Source organism: Mesorhizobium sp. B264B1B, from assembly GCF_020165765.1.
Taxonomy (GTDB): Bacteria; Pseudomonadota; Alphaproteobacteria; order Rhizobiales; family Rhizobiaceae; genus Mesorhizobium.
The window spans coordinates 439237-457961 of sequence record NZ_JAIUIS010000004.1; the positions used below are offsets into that span (position 1 = coordinate 439237).

An 18725-nucleotide genomic window follows, 5' to 3' on the forward strand; every position below is an offset into this window, starting at 1 on the left:
GGGCGCGCGGAGAAAACTATGCCACTGCAAAACCGGGTCGATCCGTTCGGCGCTATCCACGCCGTGCCCGAGCGCGGCCTGTTCATGGGCAATCGCGGCATCATCCACGATCCCGAGACCAGGACGCTGTTGAAAAAACGCTGGGCGCTTCACGCCTGGATCATCTGCGTCTGCGACTTCGGCGACGTGCGGCGCGAGCCGATGGGCCGCAACCGGCGACGTGATGATCTATCGGGACCCAAGGCGGGCTGGACGGAACTGTTCTTCCTCGACGAGGTGACGGCGCTGGCGGCGGGCCATCGGCCCTGCTTCTTCTGCCGGCGCGAACGGGCCAGGGATTTTGTGGGTCGCTTCGGCGAAGCCTTCGGCATAACGGAGCCGCGCGCGCCGCAGGTCGACAAGCGGCTGCACAAGGAGCGGCTGGCCGCGGGCGGCAAGCCGCCGGTGGTGGCGGCTGACGAGCTTGCAGGCCTGCCCGACGGCACGATGGTCGAGGGTGGAGGCAATGCCTACGCCTTGCGTCGCGGCAAGGCGCTGCGCTGGTCGTTCGCAGGATATTGCGGAGCGCAGGATTTCAACGACCTCGCTCATCGGCCGCTACGGCTGCTGACGCCGCCGACCACGATCGGGGTGCTGAGGCGAGGCTACGAACCCGTCTGGCATCCTTCCGCCAAGGCTTGACGCCAACCGCCGGCTCGCCCATTCCTCGGCCATGCGCGCCAATTACAAGATGCAACGCCTGTTCGTGCCCGACGATCTCGGGCCGGAGATCGAGTTCGACGCCGGCCACCAGCAGAGCCATTATCTTCTGCATGTGCTGCGGCTTGGCGAGGGCGCCGAGGTCCTGTTGTTCAACGGCCGCGACGGCGAATGGTCGGCGGCCATCGCGGCCAGGTCCAAGAAGGCGGTGAAGCTGAGGGTGCTGGCGCGGCAACGGCCGCAGCCGCCGCTGCCCGATCTCGTCTACTGCTTCGCACCGCTGAAGCAAGGCCGGCTCGACTATCTGGTGCAAAAGGCGGTCGAAATGGGTGCCGGCGTGCTGCAGCCGGTCATCACCCAGCACACGCAAGTGGCCAAACCCTCCATCGACCGGTTGCGCGCCAATGTCGTCGAGGCGGCCGAGCAGTGCGGCATACTTGCGGTGCCGCAGGTGCGGGAAGCGGAAAAGTTCGAACGCCTGCTGACCGGCTGGGACAAGGAGCGGCGGCTGATCTTCTGCGACGAGGACGCTTCGACCAACAATCCCCTGCCCACGCTGCAAGCGTTGAGCGAAAGGAAGCTCGGCCTGCTGGTCGGGCCGGAAGGCGGATTTTCCGACGAAGAGCGCAAGCTGTTGCGCGCTCTGCCTTTCGTTACCGCCATTCCGCTCGGCCCGCGCATCCTGCGCGCCGACACGGCCGCCGTGGCCGCACTGGCGGTGATGCAGGCCACAATCGGCGATTGGTGAGGGTTTCTTCCTTCTCACACAAGGGAGACGGGAAGAGCCGCATCGTTCAATTCCTGTTGACCTCTGGCTCAGGATTTTTCGCTTGATCGGCTACTGACATTTCGTCCATCTAGCGCCGGCGGTCGTCCGGCCGCCCTGCAGTGCCGCGCGTCGACGCGCAAAGGCCGCTGTAGTACTTTGATTTTGGCGCATATCCCGAAAATCGAGGTCGATTTCGGGATCATAGCGCCGCAGGGGCTTGATGATGGCGCGCGACACAACCGATTTCCGGCCGATCGAAGGCATGGACGAACTCGTCGCGCATCTGGCCGAGGGCAACAAGCCGCGGGACAAGTGGCGCATCGGCACCGAGCACGAGAAATTCCCGTTCTACGTCGACGGCAACGGGCCCGTGCCCTATGGCGGCGAGCGCGGCATACGCGCCATCCTCGAAGGCATGCAGTCAAAGCTCGGCTGGGACCCCATCATCGATGACGGCCGCATCATCGGCCTGGTCGAGCCGACCGGCCAGGGCGCGATTTCGCTGGAGCCCGGCGGCCAGTTCGAACTCTCCGGCGCGCCGCTGGAGACGATCCACCAGACCTGCCGCGAGGGCAATGCCCACCTGGCGCAGGTGCGCGAGATCGCCGAGCCGATGGGCATCCGCTTCCTTGGCCTTGGCGGCAGCCCGAAATGGTCGCTGGCCGAGACGCCGAAAATGCCGAAGTCGCGCTACGAGATCATGACGCGCTACATGCCCAAGGTCGGCACCAAGGGCCTCGACATGATGTACCGCACCTGCACGATCCAGGTTAATCTGGACTTCGAGAGCGAGGTGGACATGCGGCGCAAGATGCAGGTGTCGCTGAAGCTGCAGCCGCTGTCGACGGCGCTGTTCGCCAATTCGCCCTTCACGGAAAGCCGGCCGAACGGCTTGCAGAGCTGGCGCGGCGACATCTGGCGCGACACCGACAACCAACGCTCGGGCCTGCTCGAATTCTGCTTCTCGCCCGATTTCGGTTTTGCCGACTATGTCGAATGGGCACTCGACGTGCCGATGTATTTCGTCATCCGCGACGGCCAGTACCACGACATGACGCACGTCACCTTCCGTCAGTTCATGGCCGGGGCCGTCCGCAATGAAATCCCGGACGGATTGCCGACGATGGGCGACTGGGCTAACCATCTGTCGACGCTCTTCCCCGACGTGCGGCTGAAGCGCTTTCTCGAGATGCGCGGCGCCGATGGCGGGCCGTGGCGGCGCATCTGCGCCCTTCCGGCCTTCTGGGTCGGGCTGCTTTATGACGAGGCAGCGCTCGATGCGGCGGAGGCGCTGACCTCGAGCTGGACCTACGGGGAAGTGCTGGCGATGCGCAACGCCGTGCCCGAACAAGGCATTTCGGCGCCGTTCCGCAACGCCACGTTGCGCGATATCGCTCGCGATGTGCTCACCATCTCGCGCATGGGGCTGAAGAACCGCGGCAAGAAGAACCGCGACGGCTATGACGAGACCTCGTTCCTCAACACGCTCGACGAGGTCGTGGCGCGCGGCACCACCAGCGCCGAGGAGATGCTGTCGGCCTACCACACGCGCTGGGGCGGCTCGATCGAGCCGGTGTTCATGGAATACGCCTATTAACCCTCGGCTTCGAGGCGGCCAGGCTCCTGCAAAAGCCGCTTCAATCGGCGGTGGAAACGAATTAGGCTTCTCCGGCGAGGATTTCCGGAGGAGAGACCAATGCCTTCCTTATTCGACATGCTGGCACAAGCCCAGAACGGCAGCGGCATGCAGGCGCTTGCCCAACAATACGGGCTCTCGATGCAGCAGACGCAATCTGCGGTGGAGGCGTTGCTGCCTGCCTTTTCGCAAGGACTGAGGCGCAACACCGCCGATCCCTATGGGCTCGGCGCCTTCATGACGGCGATGGCGAGCGGCCAGCACGCCAAGTATTTCGAGGACGCGACCCGGGCCTTCTCGCCGCAAGGCATCAATGAGGGCAACGGCATTCTGGGGCATCTGTTCGGCTCGAAGGATCTGTCGCGCGCGGTTGCCGGCCAGGCGGCGCAAGCGACCGGTATCAGCCAGCAGGTGCTGCAACAGATGTTGCCGGCCCTGGCCTCGATGATGATGGGCGGGCTGTTCAAGCAGACCACCAATCAGTTGGCCGGGGGGCAGATGCAGGCGGCCAGCGGCTTCGGCGCCGCCGGCAGCAATCCGCTGGGCGAGATCATCGAGCAGATGATGCGCCAGGGAGGCGGCCTGGGCGGCGCCCAGGCGCCGGCGCCGCAGCCGAGCCCGCCATCGCAAGACCCGATGGACAACCCGCTTGGCAAGGTGCTGCAGGACATGTTCGGCGGCGGCGTGCCACAGCCGCAAAGCCGATCCCAGCCGCAACCGCAGCAGACACAGAACCCCTTTGGCGACAATCCGCTCGGCAAGGTGCTGCTGGACATGTTCGGCGGTGGCGCGCAGCCGCCGCAGGACCAGCCTCAGCCGCAGCAGACCCAGAGCCCCTATGGCGACAGTCCGCTAGGCAAGATCTTCGAGGAGATGCTGCGGCAGGGTGGCGGTGCATCAGGCGGCGAGCAGCCGGCGCCGCAGCCCCAAGCTCGGCGGCAGCCCCAGGCGCCGCAGCCGCAGGCCAATCCGAGCGGCAGGCCGACGAACCCGTTCGACGATCTGTTTGGCAAGATGTTCGAGACCGGAGCGCAGCAGCGCGACGACTACCAGAAAGGCATGGAGTCGATTTTCGACCAGTTCAAGCGCGGCATGGATCGGCGGTAGCCGTCGCCCAGGTTTTGGCTTTTGCCTAACGCAAAAAGAAAGCCCGGTCCTTGGGAGGACCGGGCAGCGTGCAGGCAGGCCGGCGGGGGACCGGCAGGGAGTGGGAAGCCTGCATAACCTTTGTCGCGCTGACTGATGAAAGGTTCAGCGGGACCGAAATTCAACCGATCAGGCCACCCTGCGGGCGATGTCCTCGATGGTTTCGACGCGATCGCTGGCGATTTCGCGCAGCATCGCCGTCGGATCGCGGCCAAACGGCACGTCGATGGCGACGTGCAGGTCGGCGCGCGTCAGGCCGATATCGGCAAGCTCGGCGTCCGACATCTCGCCGAGGCGATAGAAGGCACGGCGGTTTTTCCAGGCCTGGTAGACATTGGAGACCGCATTAATCACGCGCGTCGCAACGGCCGGACGCGTGGTGATGCGCGAGGTCTCGGTAGCGAAATCAAACGTAACCATGTCGGTCTCCTTCAGACTCGAACGGGCAAAACCAGGCGATCGGCGCTGGCGACAGCGGCCGTTCCGGCTTCGATTCACATGCCTTCATGTGGACATCAGTAATTTGCCATTGCTCGATTGATTAATCCAACGAATGTTTCTAATCTTAAGCATCAACACTAGTGATGGATCATGCCGATGAAAGCGCCGCTCGATCTAGATCAGTTGCAGACCTTCATCTCGATCGCCGACACTGGCAGTTTCACCCGGGCGGCCGAAGAGGTGCACCGCACCCAGTCGGCGGTGTCGATGCAGATGCGCCGGCTAGAGGAGCGGATCGGCAAGCCGCTGTTCGAAAAGGAAGGGCGCAGCAACAGACTGACGGAGGAAGGCGACAAGCTGCTTTCCTACGCAAGACGGCTGCTCTATCTCAACCGCGAAACGCTGGCCGCCTTCGACGACCGGCGGCTCGAAGGCACGATCCGGATCGGTACGCCGGACGACTACGCCGACCGTTTCCTGCCCGAGATCATGGCGCGCTTCACGCGTTCCAATCCACGCGTCGAACTGACCGTCGTCTGCGAACCGACGCCGGGGCTGGTCGAACACATCAAGCGCGGCAATCTCGACCTGGCGTTGGTGACGCATAACGACGTGCGGGGCCAGTCCGAGGTGGTGCGGCGCGAACCGCTGCTGTGGGTCACCTCGGCCAACCACGCCACGCACGAGCAGGAGACGCTGCCTATGGCCTTTGGCCGGCCAAACTGTATCTGGCGACGCGCCGCCGTCGACGTGCTTGACCAGCAGAACCGCGACTATCGTATCCTGTTCACCAGCTTTTCCGCAACGGTCATCACCGCCGCGGTGTTGTCGGGCCTGGCGATCTCGGTGCTGCCGGAATGCGCGCTCAGGCCCGGCATGCGGGTGCTGGGCGAGGCCGACGGCTTCGGCGCCCTGCCCGACTGCCGCATCGGCATCATGCGCGGCCAAACCTCGCGGCCGGAGATCGTCGATGCGCTGGCCCGGCACATTTCCGAAAGCCTGGACAACATCTCGGTGCCGCTTGGCGAAGAGGCGGGAACGTTCGATTTCGCGGCACTCGCCTTCAGCAAGATGCGGCGAACCAAGCCGAACCAGATCCTGCCGGGCTGGTAAGCGATCAGACGCACCTGAACGCCGACCTGAAAACAGCCAGCTTGACGCCGGCGCGCAACCACCCCCCAATCGGCCGATGAGCGAAGCAGCATCCGAATCACGCAGCAACGCCACCGAATATACGGTGAGCGAAATATCAGGCGCCCTGAAGCGCACGGTCGAGGATGCCTTCGGCAATGTGCGGGTGCGCGGTGAAATCTCGGGTTATCGCGGGCCGCACTCCTCCGGCCATGCCTATTTCACGCTGAAGGACGACCGCGCGCGGCTCGACGCCGTGGTGTGGAAGGGCACGATGGGCCGGCTGAAATTCCGCCCCGAAGAAGGAATGGAGGTGATCGCCACCGGCAGGCTCACCACCTATCCCGGCAAATCCAACTACCAGATCGTCATCGACAATCTGGAACCGGCGGGCGCCGGAGCCTTGATGGCGCTGCTGGAGGAGCGCAAGCGCCGGCTGCAGGCCGAAGGACTGTTCGAGGGGGGCCGCAAGCGGTTGCTGCCCTTCATGCCGCGCGTCATCGGCGTCGTCACCTCGCCGACGGGTGCCGTCATCCGCGACATCATCCACCGGATCAAGGATCGTTTTCCGCTGCATGTGCTCGTCTGGCCGGTGCGGGTGCAAGGCGAAACCGCGGGCGCCGAGGTGACCGCCGCCGTCGCCGGTTTCAACGCGCTGGCAAGGGATGGCACCATCGAGCGCCCGGACCTGCTGATCGTGGCGCGCGGCGGCGGCAGCCTCGAGGACTTGTGGGGCTTCAACGACGAGGCGCTGGCCCGCGCCGTCGCCGCCTCCGCCATTCCGGTGATTTCGGCCGTCGGCCACGAAACCGACTGGACGCTGATCGACCTCGTCGCGGATGTGAGAGCGCCGACGCCAACAGGGGCGGCCGAAATCGCCGTCCCGGTGAAGGCCGACCTCGAAGCGACGCTCGCCAGTCTCGGCGCACGGCTCAAGGCTGCGGTTTCGCGCAATTTCGAGCGCAAGCGCCAGTCCGTGCGCGCGGCGGCGCGTGCGCTGCCCTCGCCCGATCAGTTGCTGGCGCTGCCACGTCGTCGCCTCGACGAGGCGGCGAGCCGGCTCGGGCGCGGCCTCATGGTTTCGACCGAACGAAAGCGCGGACGCTTCCTCGCCCTGAAACTGACGCCGGCAATGCTGTCGCAGCGAATTGCCGAGGCGCGGCGGACCAACGAGCGCAATCTCCTGCGGGCACAGGGCGCGTTGCGCACGCTGACGAGGGCCCGGCGCGCGGAGCTCAATCGCGCCGCCGATCAGTTGCCGAAATGCGCCCGGGCGTCGCTGCAGCGGCACCGGCAGCAATTGGCGGCGCTGCAGGGCCGCATCACCATCGAGCCCACGGCGCGGCGGCAGCGGACCCAAAGGGATTTCCTGACCGCGCTGACGCGGCGCAGCACGCATGCGGCATCGCTGAGGCTGGAGCGGCTGCGCAGTCGCGTCGCCCAGGCCGACCGCTTGCTGGCGACGCTGTCGCACAAGGCCGTGCTGGCACGCGGCTTCGCCCTGGTGAAGGATGCCGACGGCGCCGTCGTCAAGCGTGCGGCGGAATTGTCGGCCGGGATGGCGCTGTCCCTGGAGTTCGCCGACGGCACGGCGGATGCTGTCGCAACCAGCGGCTCGGCGCGGCCACGACCGGCCGCCAAAACCGCGATCAAGGCCAAGGAGCCCGGCAGCCAGGGCTCCCTATTCTGAACCGTGACATGACAGACAATCCGCATCATCACAAAACGCCCTCCGGCAAGCCGCGCGCGCGAAGCTTCGGCATCGGCTTCGACGGCACGCCCGGCCCGTTCAACGCGATCACCGACGTGGCTGGAGTGTCGGTCGGCTATTCCACGCTGATTTCAGGCGACGGCCCGCTCGTCGTGGGCCAGGGACCGGTGCGCACCGGCGTGACCGCGATCCTGCCCAGGCCGCGGGCCGACCTTGCCACACCGGTCTTCGCCGGCATCTTCAGCCAGAACGGCAATGGCGAACTGACCGGCTCGCATATCGTCGAGGAGACCGGCGCCTTCAACTTCGCCATCACCGTCACCAACACGCATTCCTGCGGCGTTTCGCGCGACGGCACGCTGCGCTGGATGAGCAAGGTGCTGCCAGCCGCACTCGACAGCGGCTGGGGACTGCCGGTGGCAGCGGAAACCTATGACGGCTTCCTCAACGACATCAACGGTCACCATGTGACATCAGGGCATGTTGCCGAGGCGCTCGACTGTGCCGCCAGCGGACCGATCGAGGAAGGCAGCGTCGGCGGCGGCACCGGCATGATCGCCTTCGGCTTCAAGGCCGGTTCGGGCACCGCGTCGCGCATCACCGAATGGCAAGGGCGTGCCTACACCGTCGGCGCCTTCGTGCAGGCGAATTTCGGCAAGCGGCGCAATTTCACGCTTCGAGGCCTGCGCGCCGGGCCGGACCTCGTCGAACCGGCGATCCGCGAAGGCACGCCACGTGCCGAAAAAGGCTCGATCATCGCCGTTATTGCCACCGACGCACCGTTCCTGCCGCATCAGATGAAGCGGCTGGCCCGCCGCGTGCCGCTCGGCGTCGCCATGACCGGCGGCTTCGGCTATCACAGTTCCGGCGACATCTTCCTCGCCTTCTCTACCGCCAATCCCGACGCGGCGCTGGCGCCGCCGGGCCGGATCGCTCGCGCCGAGTTCATTCCTGACACCGACATCGATCCGTTCTTCGACGCCGTGATCCAGGGCGTCGAGGAAGCCGTCCTCAACGCGATGGTCGCCAATGACGACATGACCGGCCGCGACGGCAATTTCGTGCCCGCACTGCCGAAGGCGTGGCTGAAGGAGAAATTCGGCTGAGACAAATACGCGGACCGAATGGTCCGCGTATTCATACAGGATTGCTCCTGAATTATTCCGCGGCCTTGCTCGCGGCCTGCTGGTGCTCGTCGGCTTCGGCCGCTTCCTCGAGCCGGGAGGCGATGAGTTCCTGGATATCGCCGACTTCTTCCTGGATATCCTCCAGCGGTATGCCGACCTCGGCCGCCTTGGCAGCGCATTCCCTGGCCAGCGTCTCGGCCTGCTTCTCGATCCTGGCGTGGGACTGGCAATGGACTTTTTCGCCAATCCATCCTTGCAAGAATTCGATGGCGTGCTCACTCATATTGCTTTTCCCTGGCGGCGAAGCCGGTTGGTAATCATAAACGTCGGCATCCGGTGAAGGATGCATGTCCCCATTCCAGCCGAGTCGCCACCGGACGGCAAGCCGATGTCGTCCAAGGTCCACAGAGCCAAAGGAAATAGAGGATTGAAGAACATTTTCTGTTTCTGGGGGGCGGGTATCGTTTGGCGGGAATCCTGTCCCGCCTCGAGAGGCTGCTTCTACTTGCTTCTTACGGTTTTCAGGTCCGTTTGCATCTCAATGGCTGTCACAACAGCTGCCCGATGACGTTGCCGTTTCCAGGCACAAGCCATCGAAGCCGCCGCTATATAGTGACATCCCCATGCAATGTCGACTCTCTCCGCCGCCTTGCATGGAAGCCCCGCGAAAGCTGCATAGGTCACCGTGCCGATCAGAAGGTCTCGACCCAGGGCCTGAGCTCGAGTTCCCAGGTCCAGGCGCTGCGGTTCTGGCGATGGATGCCGAGATAGGCCTCGGCGATCGCGTCCGGCGATAACCGTCGATCCTGCGGGTCGGGAGCCCCTCCCGGCACGGTCGAGGCAATGGCGCCATCGATGACGAAATGCGCGACATGGATGTTCTTGGGGGCCAGTTCGCGAGCCATGGATTGCGCCAGTCCACGCAAGCCGAATTTGGGCATCGCGAAACCGGCCGAGCCGGCGAATCCCTTGACGCTTGCCGTCGCGCCGGTGAAGAAGATCGAGCCCGAGCCTTGCGAAAGCAGCCGGTTGGCTGCTTGCTGGCCAACCAGGAAGCCGCCATAGGCCCCCACCAGCAAGGCCTGCCTGACAGCCTCTGGATCGAGTTCGGCTATCGGGCCACGGGCGCGTCCGCTGGCATTGAAGACCACGAGCGACAGCGGGCCGGCCTTGTCAGCGACCTCGAACAGGCGCTGCACCGACGCGGCATCGGAGACATCGGTTGCCACGGCTTGGGCGCCGGTCTGCGCCAGCAACGGGTCGAGCTTCTCGACGTTGCGGGCGGCCAGCACGACACGAAAACCTTCCCTTGCGAGAAGGCGCGCAAGCGAGGCGCTCAATCCGGATCCCGCTCCGGCAATGACGGCGACATTGGATGTCATGAGCATCTCTCTTTCGCGGTGGTGACTGGATTGGACAGGGTTGCGCCTTCCCAAGTGGAACGCAAGAGAAAGCATTTCCAAGAAAATGGCGTGTCGTCGTGGCGCGCTCCCAGGCCGCAAAAACTGTTCCCGGCAAAGAAAAATGGCCGAGCGCGAAGACGGCCCGGCCAGAAAGAAGGTCATAACCTTCAGAGGGGAACACCGTTCGGAGGAATGGGAGGAAACCTCGAACGATAATTTTATCTTGAGCCCATTTTCGCGCGCTGACGACGAATAGAATTCTAAAATTTTGCTGCCCTACAAAAATTTCTACCTGCCGAATGGCTCAGCCTGCCCGGGTCTCGGGCTCAAACAGATCGGCATAATGACGCCGCGCAACGTCGGGATGGGAGCGCAGCCTGCTCTTCAGCACATTGGTTCCGACATCGCGAAACAGCGGATTGTCGGGATCGCTGGCCGGCCCGCGCGCCTGCGCCGCCAGTTCCTCGGGAAGCTCGAGCAGCGGTATCGTGGCATCGAGCTTGGCGCTGAAGAAGAACGGCACCGAGATGCGTTCGACGCCGGCGGGCGGCGTCACGACGCGATGCACGGTGGCTCTCAAATAGCCGTTCGAGGCGAGCTCCAGCAGCTCGCCGATGTTGACGACGAGCGTTCCGGGAATCGGATCCACGTCCACCCAGCTTCCGTCATAGTCTACCTGCAGGCCCTTGTTGTCGTCCTGGAGCAGCAGCGTCAGGAAGCCGCCATCCTTATGCGCGCCGACGCCCTGGTCGCCGCCGGTCGCTTCCCGGCCGGGGTAGCGCACGATCTTCATGCGATGATTGGGTTCGCCGCCATAGATCGGATCGAAAGCGTCCTCGGCCTGGTCGAGCGACAGCGCGAAGGCCTTGAGCAGACGAATGGCCACGGCCGTCGCCTTCGCCTGCCAGGCCAGCAGCGCCGGCTTCAGCTCCGGCAACGCCGACGGCCACTGGTTCGGCCCCTGCAGCCGCGTCCAGGCAGGAATTCCCGGGCCCTGCGCGATGGGCGGGCGCTCGACGCCGATGTCGAGCTGCTCGCGCCAGTCGGCCTTGCCCTTGGTCAGCTCGCCGCCAGCGCGGGTATAACCGCGGAACTGCGAGGAATTGATCATCTCTATCGACAGCTTGTCGGCTTCCGGCAAGGCAAAGAAACCCCGCGAAGCGGCGAGCGTCTCGCTGATGTCGGCCCATGGGATGCCGTGGCCAGCCAAATAGAAAAAACCGATGTCGCGCGAGGCGGAGCGCAGATCCGCCAGAAACGTCCGGCGCTCCGACGCGCCTTGTTCGAGACGGCTCAGATCGAGCACCGGCACTATTCTGGGCATGTCAGCTCCTTTCCGGGTTCTTTCCGGGTGCTGCTTGAAAACTTCGCCCGGAAAACCGGGCCCGTGGATGTGCTGCTCCTTTTCCAGCGGCCGAAGCCGCCATCGATGCCCCAAATCTCACGGAGTTCAGTGCGCCGGGAAAGGAACGATCGGCTTTTCGATGCCGCCGGGACGAACAATTTTTCTATTTGGGCGGGCAGCCTGACGATGAGCGCGATCATTGCGCGAAACAGCGGCGTGTCATTTCAGGCACAGCGCGAAGCTGTCATTGGCCCTTGAACGGCCGCGCGGGAGGCGCGTAACATCGTGGCACTTGAATTTGAGTCTGTTTCATTCGTCCGGGCTAAAGTCCGGATCGGTTTGGATAGGTCCTTGAACACGCAAGCAATCGGCAGCGCGGCGGGGCGCGGCAAATCGTTTGCCCATGTGGCGCAAGCCTCCTGGGGCAAGGGCCCTGGCACCTTGCTGCGTATCATGCGCATGACGCTGCGCCACCCTTGGCAGGTCGCCATCACCATCCTCTCGACCTTCATCGCCGCGACGCTGCAGCTTTTCATTCCGCGCCTGCTGGGACACGCCATCGACCAGGCGCAGGGCGTGGTGGCTGCCGGTGCAAATACCGGGCCGAGCAGGCGCTGTGGAATACGGCGCTGACGCTGCTCGTCGTCAGCATCCTGCGCGGCCAAGGCTGAGCGCTCCTACGGTCAGTTCCGTTCGATGGGGCGGGAAGGGTTCCGGCTGTTCCGGATCACCCTGGCATGAAACAGTCGGTTCCTGACGCATCAGCATCCCGATCCGCAAGGCAGTGAAACTGGGCGAGGACAAACCCACGCTTGTTGCGGCGGAGCAATCCTCTTTGTCTCGGTCCTCAAACGATCAGATCGTCAATTCTGATCGGCAAGTCGCGGATCCGCTTGCCGGTCGCGTGGTAGACAGCGCTGGCGACGGCAGCGGCGGTGCCGACATTGCCGAGTTCGCCCAGGCCCTTCACACCAGCCGGATTGACCTCATGGTCAATCTCCGGAACCAGTATGACGTCAAGGTCCCTGACATCGGCATTCACCGGGACCAGATAATCCTGCAGGTCGCGGTTCACATAGCGGGCATAGCGGGTATCGATCTCGGTCGCCTCATGCAGGGCCTGGCCAATGCCCCAGATCATGCCTCCCATCAGCTGGCTGCGCGCGGTGCGCGTGTTCATGATGCGCCCGGCGGCGAACGCACCGACAATGCGCGGCACACGGATTTCGCGCGTGTAGCTGTTGATGTGCACCTCCACGAATTCGGCCCCGAACGCATATTTCACCGAATCCGCGTCGGACTCGCCGCCATGGAATTCCGACTGGCCGGCATAGAGTTTTTTGAGCGCTTCGGGGGTCGAGCCCTTCGGCGCGAATTCGGCATATTCCTCGATGGCGCCTACCTGCATGGCCTTGAATATATCGGCGGTGCTTGCCGACGCCCCGCCCTTGGTGAGGATCCGTCCCTCGTGGAGGTCCAGTTCCTCATTGTGCGAGCCTGCAAGAGGGCCACCCTCCGCGACCGCTGCGGCGAACAATTTCGTGCGCACAGCATCACACGCCTTGAGCACGGCCGAACAGACGCTGGCAGTGGAAATCGAACCTCCCGATACCGGCGCCGGCGGCAAGGCACTGTCGCCCATCTCGACGGCGACCTTGCCGATGTCGACACCGAGACGTTCCGCCGCCATCTGGCCGGCAACGGTTCGCACACCTGTGCCGATTTCATGCGAGCCGCACTGCACGCGCACGTCTCCTTCGGCGGTCAGGCGCACGCGGGCCGCGCATGGCGCGGCAGCGGTCGGGTAGACTGCCGTCGCACAGCCCATGCCGACGAGCCAGTCGCCGTCGCGCATCGAGCCGACTTTCGCATCCCGTCTCGTCCAGCCGAAGGCATCAGCGGCCTGATCGTAGCATTTCATCAGCGACCGGCTGGAGAACGGCTTGCCGCCGATCGGCTCCTTCTGGGGCTCGTTGATCCGGCGAAATTCGATCGGGTCCATGCCGAGTGCGACGGCCATTTCGTCCATGGCGCTCTCGAGGGCATAGACGTAGGGCGTCTCGGGCGGCGAGCGCATATAACCGGGCGTGTTGCGATCCGCCTGCACCAGCGAGACATGCGTCAGCACCGAGCCATAAGCATACATGCGACCGGTGGCCGAAGTCCCGCCGACGACATAGGAATCGGGTCTCGAGGTCACCTCCCAGCCTTCATGGCCGAAAGCAGTGATGCGGCCGTCCTTGCCGGCGCCGATGCGGATGCGGTGCCGGGTTTCGGCCCGATAGGTCTGGGTGCCGAACGCCTGCATGCGGCTGACCACACAGCGCACCGGCCGGCCAAGCCGCCTGGCGGCCACAGTCACGATGGCCGTTCGCGCCGTCATCGGCCCCTTCGAGCCGAATGCGCCGCCTACGTTAGGGCAGACGATGCGCACATTCGCTGGGTCGAGCCTCAATTGCCGCGCCAACTCGACTTTCCAGCCAGTCACGTTCTGAGAGGGCTCGTAAACGGTGAGTTGGTCGCCTTGCCAAACAGCGGTGGTCGAGAACAGCTCTATCGGGTTGTGATGCTGGGTCGGCGTCGAATACCGCGCATCGATCTTCATCGGGGCCGATTCATAGGCGGCATCGAAATCGCCGGCCTTGACGTCCTCCTTGAATAACGGGCTTTTGCCGGCGGCGTCGATGGTCTTTGTCCCCGGCATGTCGAAACTGGCGGTCGGTTTTTCCTCGGCATAGTCCGCGCGGATCCTTTGCGCCGCCTCCTCGGCCGCTTCGAAGGTCTCGGCGACCACCAGCGCAATGATCTGACCGTCATGGAAGATCGCCTTGTCATGCAGCGGCCCGATAGAACTCGCGCCGGTATTTCCGAATTTCGGCGTCTCGACCTTGTCGAGGTCGCCATAGGTGACGATGTCGAGCACGCCGGGCACCGAGCGCGCGTCATCCAGGTAAAGCCTGGCGACCTTGCCCTTGGCGATGCTGCTCGTCGCGAGCACGGCGTGCGCAATGTTGGCGGCCGGGAGATCCGCCGCGTATTCGGCCTGGCCGGTCACTTTCAGCCGCGCATCGATACGCGGCAGCGGCTGTCCCATGTTTTCCTTCGGCTGTGGAGCGGCGACGTTCATGATCACACCTTCATGTCACGGGTCTCGAGCAGCCCCCTGATCAAGGTTCGCTTGCCGAGTTCTATCTTGAATGCGTTGTGCCGACGCGGCTGGGCCTCGGCGAACGCGGCTTCGGCGGCCTCGGCCGCCGCTGCCTCGTCGAGCACCTTGCCGCGCAGGATCTCCTCCGCCGCTCTTGCCCGCCAGGGTACGGTCGCCACGCCGCCAAGCGCGATGCGCGCCTCGTTCACGGTCTCGCCGTCGAGGTCGAGGGCGACCGCGGCCGATGCAAGGGCAAACGCATAGGATTGCCGATCGCGGATCTTGAGATAGCGCGAACGCCTGGTCCATGCGCCGGCGGGCACCTCTATGGCGGTGACGATCTCGTCGGGTGCCAGGTCGGTCTCGATGTGAGGGCTGTCCTCGGGCAGGCGATGCAGGCTGGCAAACAGAATCTTTCGCCGCCCGTTGTGGCCTTGGACATGAACCGTGGCGTCAAGCGCGATCAGGGCCTGGGCAAAGTCACCGTGATAGGTCGCGATGCAGTTCTCACTGGTCCCCAGCACGGCATGCTGGCGGTTGAACCCGTCCATCGCGGCGCAGCCCGAGCCTGGCTCGCGCTTGTTGCATGGCCATGAGGTTTCGCGGAAATATTCGCAGCGGGTGCGCTGCAGGATGTTGCCGGCAAGACTTGCCATGTTGCGCAGCTGGCCGCTTGCCGCCAGTTGCAGGCTCTCCGCGATCACCGGATACCGACGCTTGATCTCGGCATTCTCGGCCGCGTCGCCCATCCGCACAAGAGCGCCAAGGCGCAGACCCTCACCATCGGTCTCGATCCGCCGCAATGCCGGTTCGGAGAGACCGTTCAGATCGAGCAAGCGTTCCGGCCGGGCGACGCCGAGTTTCATATAGTCGGCGAGATTGGTGCCACCGGCAATGAACTGCGCGGGGGCTTGCGTCGGCGGATGCCTGGTGGCCGAGCGCGAGGCGACGGCGACCGCCGCGGAGAGGCTGGCGGGCCTCTCATAGACGAAAGGATGCATCTCAGGCCCTCCTGATCTGGTCGCGGGCCTGGACGATTGCCGCGACGATGTTCGGGTATGCCGCGCATCGGCAAAGGTTGCCGCTCATATATTCGCGAATGTCGTCCTCTGAACCGGCATGTCCTTCGTGGACGCAGCCGATCGCGGACATGATCTGGCCGGGCGTGCAATAGCCGCACTGGAACGCATCGTGATCGATGAAGGCCTGCTGCATCGGATGCAGGCCGCCATCCGTCGACGCCAACCCTTCGACGGTGGTTACCGCCTTGCCCTCGTTCATCACCGCGAAGCTGAGGCAGGAGAGCACGCGATGGCCATCGACCAGCACCGTACAGGCACCGCATTGGCCATGATCGCAACCTTTCTTCGTGCCCGTCAGGCCGACATGGTCGCGCAAGGCGTCGAGCAGGCTGGTTCGGCTGTCGAGCGCCAGATTGTATGGCTGCTTGTTGATGGTCAGTGTTGTCATGACAGGCTCGTTTGGCTTGGCGGCAGCAGCCGGAGGCTCCTCGGACCTGGCTGTCGAGGCCAGAAGCGGAGTCACCGCAGCCGCGGAGACGGTCGCGGTCATAAAGCTTCGTCTGCTGAGACTGGAGGAGTTTGGGGGAACATGCTCGGACATCGCTGGCTCCGTCGCTCGCTATGTCGCGACCAAACCCCTCATCGGGGCCATTGTTCCGGGCCATCCGCGATAAAACGCACAAGGAAGACGGCTCGCAAGGCAAGCCGCCCGATTTGGATGCAAGGATATGACGGGTCCGTTCGAGACCGTGCCCGTCCTCCCCTGGCGAATTTGCAGGCGCGCGGCCGATCCCCTAACAAGGCGCGCGGGCCCTCACTGCTGGCGGGCAATTCCGAGAATATCAAGCGCCTGCGCGGCAGAGGCAATCGGGCGCCCCGTGCGGCCAGCGGCTTCGACGATTGCCGCGACCCGTTCGGCATTGTCGCGGGCGAGGCTGCCATCGGCGTGCCAGAGAGAGTTCTCGAAGCCGACCCGCACGTGCCCTCCCGCCGCGATCGCCGCCGTCAGCGCCAAGGTCTCGCCCCGTCCGAAGGCGCAGACCGACCATACGGCGCCTTCAAGACCATGCGCATCGAGCCCTTCAAGGAAGACATCGAGGTCTTCGGGCCGGCTTTCCTGATCGGCGGCATAGCGTCCAAGGACGAACAGCAGCCGGGGGCTTGTGGGCTCCGCCAGAATGCCTCGCCGCCGCAGATCGATGAAACGGTCGAGATCGGCCCGATCATAGAGAATGTGCTGGACCGCGATGCCTTCCCGACCGGCCCACGCGAAGAAGCGGGCCGGCTCCGCCTCGCCATCGCTGATTATCTCACGCAAGCCGATCGAGACGGAAACCGGATGAAGCGCCCGAACAAGGTCCATCTGTTCGCGTGGCGAATAGAGCCCGATCGCTTCAGTCGTGATCTGGATCGCCATGACGCCCTGCGTCCGCTCCCGGATCGCCGCGATGGCATCCCGGTAAAGCGCGGCGTCAAGCGTGTGCCGGCCTGAAGCATCGCGGACATGCACATGGATGGCGGCGGCGCCGGCAGCGAGACACTGCCTCGCCGTTTCGGCAAGTTCGTCGGCGGTCATCGGCAGAGCCGGATGATCGGCCTTCGTTCTGCGCGCCCCGTTCGGCGCAACCATGATCAGCAACGGCTTCAATTTCATCTCCGGGCCCAATTGGCTCTCCCGCAACGTGGTTTTCCATGCTTCATTTCACCGACTCGCACAGGTAGGACAGCATGAACGCCACCGCCCAAGGGATTTCCGCCTTCGCCACCGCCGCCGAACTCAGCCGCGCGCTCGCCGATGGCAACACATCCTCGACCGAGATCGTCCGGCGCGCGCTGGATCGTGTCGACGTTCATGACAATTCGCTGCATGCGTTCGTCCGGCTGTTTCCTGGGGCTGCGCTCCAGGCCGCCGGCGAAGCCGACGAGCGTCGCAGTCGCGGCGTCTCGAAAGGGCCGCTGGACGGTATCCCTTTCGCGGCCAAGGACCTGCTTGACGTCGAAGGCTATCCGACCCTGGCAGGCTCGAAAGCGCTTGCGGGCGAACTCGCAACCGCCACGGCAACGGCAATCGAACGCCTTGTCGCGGCCGGGATGATCCTGCTGGGCAAGGTGCACACCGTGGAATTTGCTTTTGGCAGTTGGGGGACCAACCCGGTCGCCGGCACGCCCCTGAACCCGCGTGACAGCGCCATCCCGCGCGCGCCGGGCGGATCGTCGAGCGGTTCGGGCGTGGCCGTCGCCGCCGGACTGGTGCCGGTCGCGCTCGGCACCGACACTACGGGCTCCATCCGCAATCCGTCCGCCATGTGCGGAATCGTGGGCCTGAAGACGTCCTTCGGCCTTATCGGGCGCGGCGGCTTGCTGCCGCTTGCCATGTCCTTCGACAGCATCGGTCCCATGACCCGGTCGGTGGAGGATGCAGCCCTTCTGCTGGCCGCGCTCGAGGGTCCCGATCCCGGCGATCCGGCCACCTTTGGCGTGGCGCCGACCTCGCCGCTCGACGGGCTCGAGCGGAGCATATCGGGCCTTCGCCTGCGCATCCCCTCGGCCGTGGACCTTGCCGGCGTAGACCCCGGCATCCTGGACCGCTTCGACTCCACCGTCGCTGAACTGGAGGCGCTCGGTGCCAATGTCGATCGGATGCCGATGCCGCAATCTTACGACACCTACAAGGCCCTGGCCGGCGACATCATGGCCGTCGAAGCCTGGCATCATCTCGGCCGTTACGTGGAACCCGCGGACAGCGGCGTCGGCACGGCGATCCGCATGCGGGTTCTCAAGGGCAGGGAAATCGGCCTCGCCGCTTATCACGAGTTGATTGCAAGGCGCCGAGCCGCGCAGATCGAGTTTCATCGCGATCTCGAAGGCGCCGATGCGTTCCTGACGCCAACGGCGCCGATTACCGCGCCGCCATTGGCCGACATCGATGAGACAACGACGCCGCTTGGGACGTTTACCCGCATGGTGAACCTCCTCGACATGGCAGCGCTCAGCGTCCCCATCGGTCTCGTCAATGGTCTGCCCGCAGGATTGCAGATCGCGGTTCGCCGCTTCCAGGATCCGCTGGCGCTGAGGATCGGGCGGGCGCTAGAGATTCGGCGCGACGGCCTGTTCGAACAGCCGCCGGGCTACGCCACGCCGTAAGCT

At 64.7% G+C, this 18725-nt stretch carries 18 protein-coding genes; 10 read left to right on the top strand and 8 right to left on the bottom strand.

What is annotated here, in order from left to right; translation table 11 throughout:
* Positions 1 to 18 precede the first annotated feature (18 nt).
* The 4 genes from LB547_RS11315 to LB547_RS11330 all read left to right on the top strand — a co-directional run bounded on the left by LB547_RS11315 (position 19) and on the right by LB547_RS11330 (position 4211).
* Complete coding sequence (locus LB547_RS11315; RefSeq protein WP_140515026.1) at positions 19 to 681, top strand: hypothetical protein; 663 nt, start codon at positions 19 to 21, stop codon at positions 679 to 681.
* A 31-nt stretch (positions 682 to 712) separates the two neighbouring features.
* Positions 713 to 1447 (top strand): 16S rRNA (uracil(1498)-N(3))-methyltransferase, encoded by a 735-nt coding sequence (locus tag LB547_RS11320; protein WP_140623981.1) that lies wholly within the window; start codon positions 713 to 715, stop codon positions 1445 to 1447.
* A 244-nt stretch (positions 1448 to 1691) separates the two neighbouring features.
* Positions 1692 to 3065, top strand: a complete 1374-nt coding sequence (locus LB547_RS11325; RefSeq protein ID WP_140515023.1) for a glutamate--cysteine ligase — start codon at positions 1692 to 1694, stop codon at positions 3063 to 3065.
* A gap of 99 nt (positions 3066 to 3164) precedes the next feature.
* Entirely contained in the window at positions 3165 to 4211 is a 1047-nt protein-coding gene (locus LB547_RS11330) for a DUF937 domain-containing protein (RefSeq protein ID WP_140524802.1), read from the top strand.
* A 168-nt stretch (positions 4212 to 4379) separates the two neighbouring features.
* Here LB547_RS11330 and LB547_RS11335 read toward each other — a convergent pair whose 3' ends face one another.
* Entirely contained in the window at positions 4380 to 4670 is a 291-nt protein-coding gene (locus LB547_RS11335) for a DUF1127 domain-containing protein (protein WP_140524803.1), read from the bottom strand.
* A gap of 177 nt (positions 4671 to 4847) precedes the next feature.
* Between LB547_RS11335 and LB547_RS11340 the strand changes: the two genes are divergently transcribed.
* The 3 genes from LB547_RS11340 to LB547_RS11350 all read left to right on the top strand — a co-directional run bounded on the left by LB547_RS11340 (position 4848) and on the right by LB547_RS11350 (position 8639).
* Positions 4848 to 5804: a LysR substrate-binding domain-containing protein gene (locus LB547_RS11340; protein WP_140498380.1), complete on the top strand. Its 957-nt coding sequence runs from the start codon at positions 4848 to 4850 to the stop codon at positions 5802 to 5804.
* A gap of 76 nt (positions 5805 to 5880) precedes the next feature.
* Positions 5881 to 7512: an exodeoxyribonuclease VII large subunit gene (gene xseA, locus LB547_RS11345; RefSeq protein ID WP_140498381.1), complete on the top strand. Its 1632-nt coding sequence runs from the start codon at positions 5881 to 5883 to the stop codon at positions 7510 to 7512.
* A gap of 8 nt (positions 7513 to 7520) precedes the next feature.
* Positions 7521 to 8639: a P1 family peptidase gene (locus LB547_RS11350; protein ID WP_140763370.1), complete on the top strand. Its 1119-nt coding sequence runs from the start codon at positions 7521 to 7523 to the stop codon at positions 8637 to 8639.
* A gap of 52 nt (positions 8640 to 8691) precedes the next feature.
* Here the strand turns inward: LB547_RS11350 and LB547_RS11355 are convergent, their stop codons facing one another.
* The 3 genes from LB547_RS11355 to LB547_RS11365 form a co-directional block, all read right to left on the bottom strand.
* Complete coding sequence (locus tag LB547_RS11355) at positions 8692 to 8943, bottom strand: DUF768 domain-containing protein (protein ID WP_140498383.1); 252 nt, start codon at positions 8941 to 8943, stop codon at positions 8692 to 8694.
* A 409-nt stretch (positions 8944 to 9352) separates the two neighbouring features.
* Positions 9353 to 10042: an SDR family NAD(P)-dependent oxidoreductase gene (locus tag LB547_RS11360; protein WP_140515016.1), complete on the bottom strand. Its 690-nt coding sequence runs from the start codon at positions 10040 to 10042 to the stop codon at positions 9353 to 9355.
* Between the two features lie 325 nt (positions 10043 to 10367).
* Entirely contained in the window at positions 10368 to 11387 is a 1020-nt protein-coding gene (locus LB547_RS11365) for an isopenicillin N synthase family dioxygenase (RefSeq protein ID WP_140763373.1), read from the bottom strand.
* Between the two features lie 63 nt (positions 11388 to 11450).
* Here LB547_RS11365 and LB547_RS11370 point away from each other — a divergent pair, with 63 nt between their 5' ends.
* Positions 11451 to 11666: a hypothetical protein gene (locus LB547_RS11370; protein WP_140498386.1), complete on the top strand. Its 216-nt coding sequence runs from the start codon at positions 11451 to 11453 to the stop codon at positions 11664 to 11666.
* A 93-nt stretch (positions 11667 to 11759) separates the two neighbouring features.
* The gene (locus LB547_RS11375) at positions 11760 to 12041 is read left to right on the top strand and encodes a hypothetical protein (protein ID WP_224655867.1); all 282 of its coding nucleotides are present in this window, start codon (positions 11760 to 11762) and stop codon (positions 12039 to 12041) included.
* Positions 12042 to 12255: 214 nt separating this feature from the next.
* Here LB547_RS11375 and LB547_RS11380 read toward each other — a convergent pair whose 3' ends face one another.
* From LB547_RS11380 to LB547_RS11395, 4 genes are all read right to left on the bottom strand, one after another.
* The gene (locus LB547_RS11380) at positions 12256 to 14535 is read right to left on the bottom strand and encodes a xanthine dehydrogenase family protein molybdopterin-binding subunit (protein ID WP_140763376.1); all 2280 of its coding nucleotides are present in this window, start codon (positions 14533 to 14535) and stop codon (positions 12256 to 12258) included.
* Between the two features lie 2 nt (positions 14536 to 14537).
* Positions 14538 to 15557 carry an FAD binding domain-containing protein gene (locus LB547_RS11385; RefSeq protein ID WP_140685111.1) on the bottom strand — a complete coding sequence of 340 codons (1020 nt, stop codon included), beginning with the start codon at positions 15555 to 15557 and terminating at the stop codon, positions 14538 to 14540.
* Between the two features lies 1 nt (position 15558).
* Positions 15559 to 16179 carry a (2Fe-2S)-binding protein gene (locus LB547_RS11390; protein ID WP_140498389.1) on the bottom strand — a complete coding sequence of 207 codons (621 nt, stop codon included), beginning with the start codon at positions 16177 to 16179 and terminating at the stop codon, positions 15559 to 15561.
* 213 nt (positions 16180 to 16392) lie between these two features.
* Entirely contained in the window at positions 16393 to 17232 is an 840-nt protein-coding gene (locus LB547_RS11395) for a 3-keto-5-aminohexanoate cleavage protein (protein WP_140515010.1), read from the bottom strand.
* Between the two features lie 74 nt (positions 17233 to 17306).
* Between LB547_RS11395 and LB547_RS11400 the strand changes: the two genes are divergently transcribed.
* Positions 17307 to 18722 carry an amidase gene (locus tag LB547_RS11400; protein ID WP_140581235.1) on the top strand — a complete coding sequence of 472 codons (1416 nt, stop codon included), beginning with the start codon at positions 17307 to 17309 and terminating at the stop codon, positions 18720 to 18722.
* Positions 18723 to 18725: the final 3 nt, after the last annotated feature.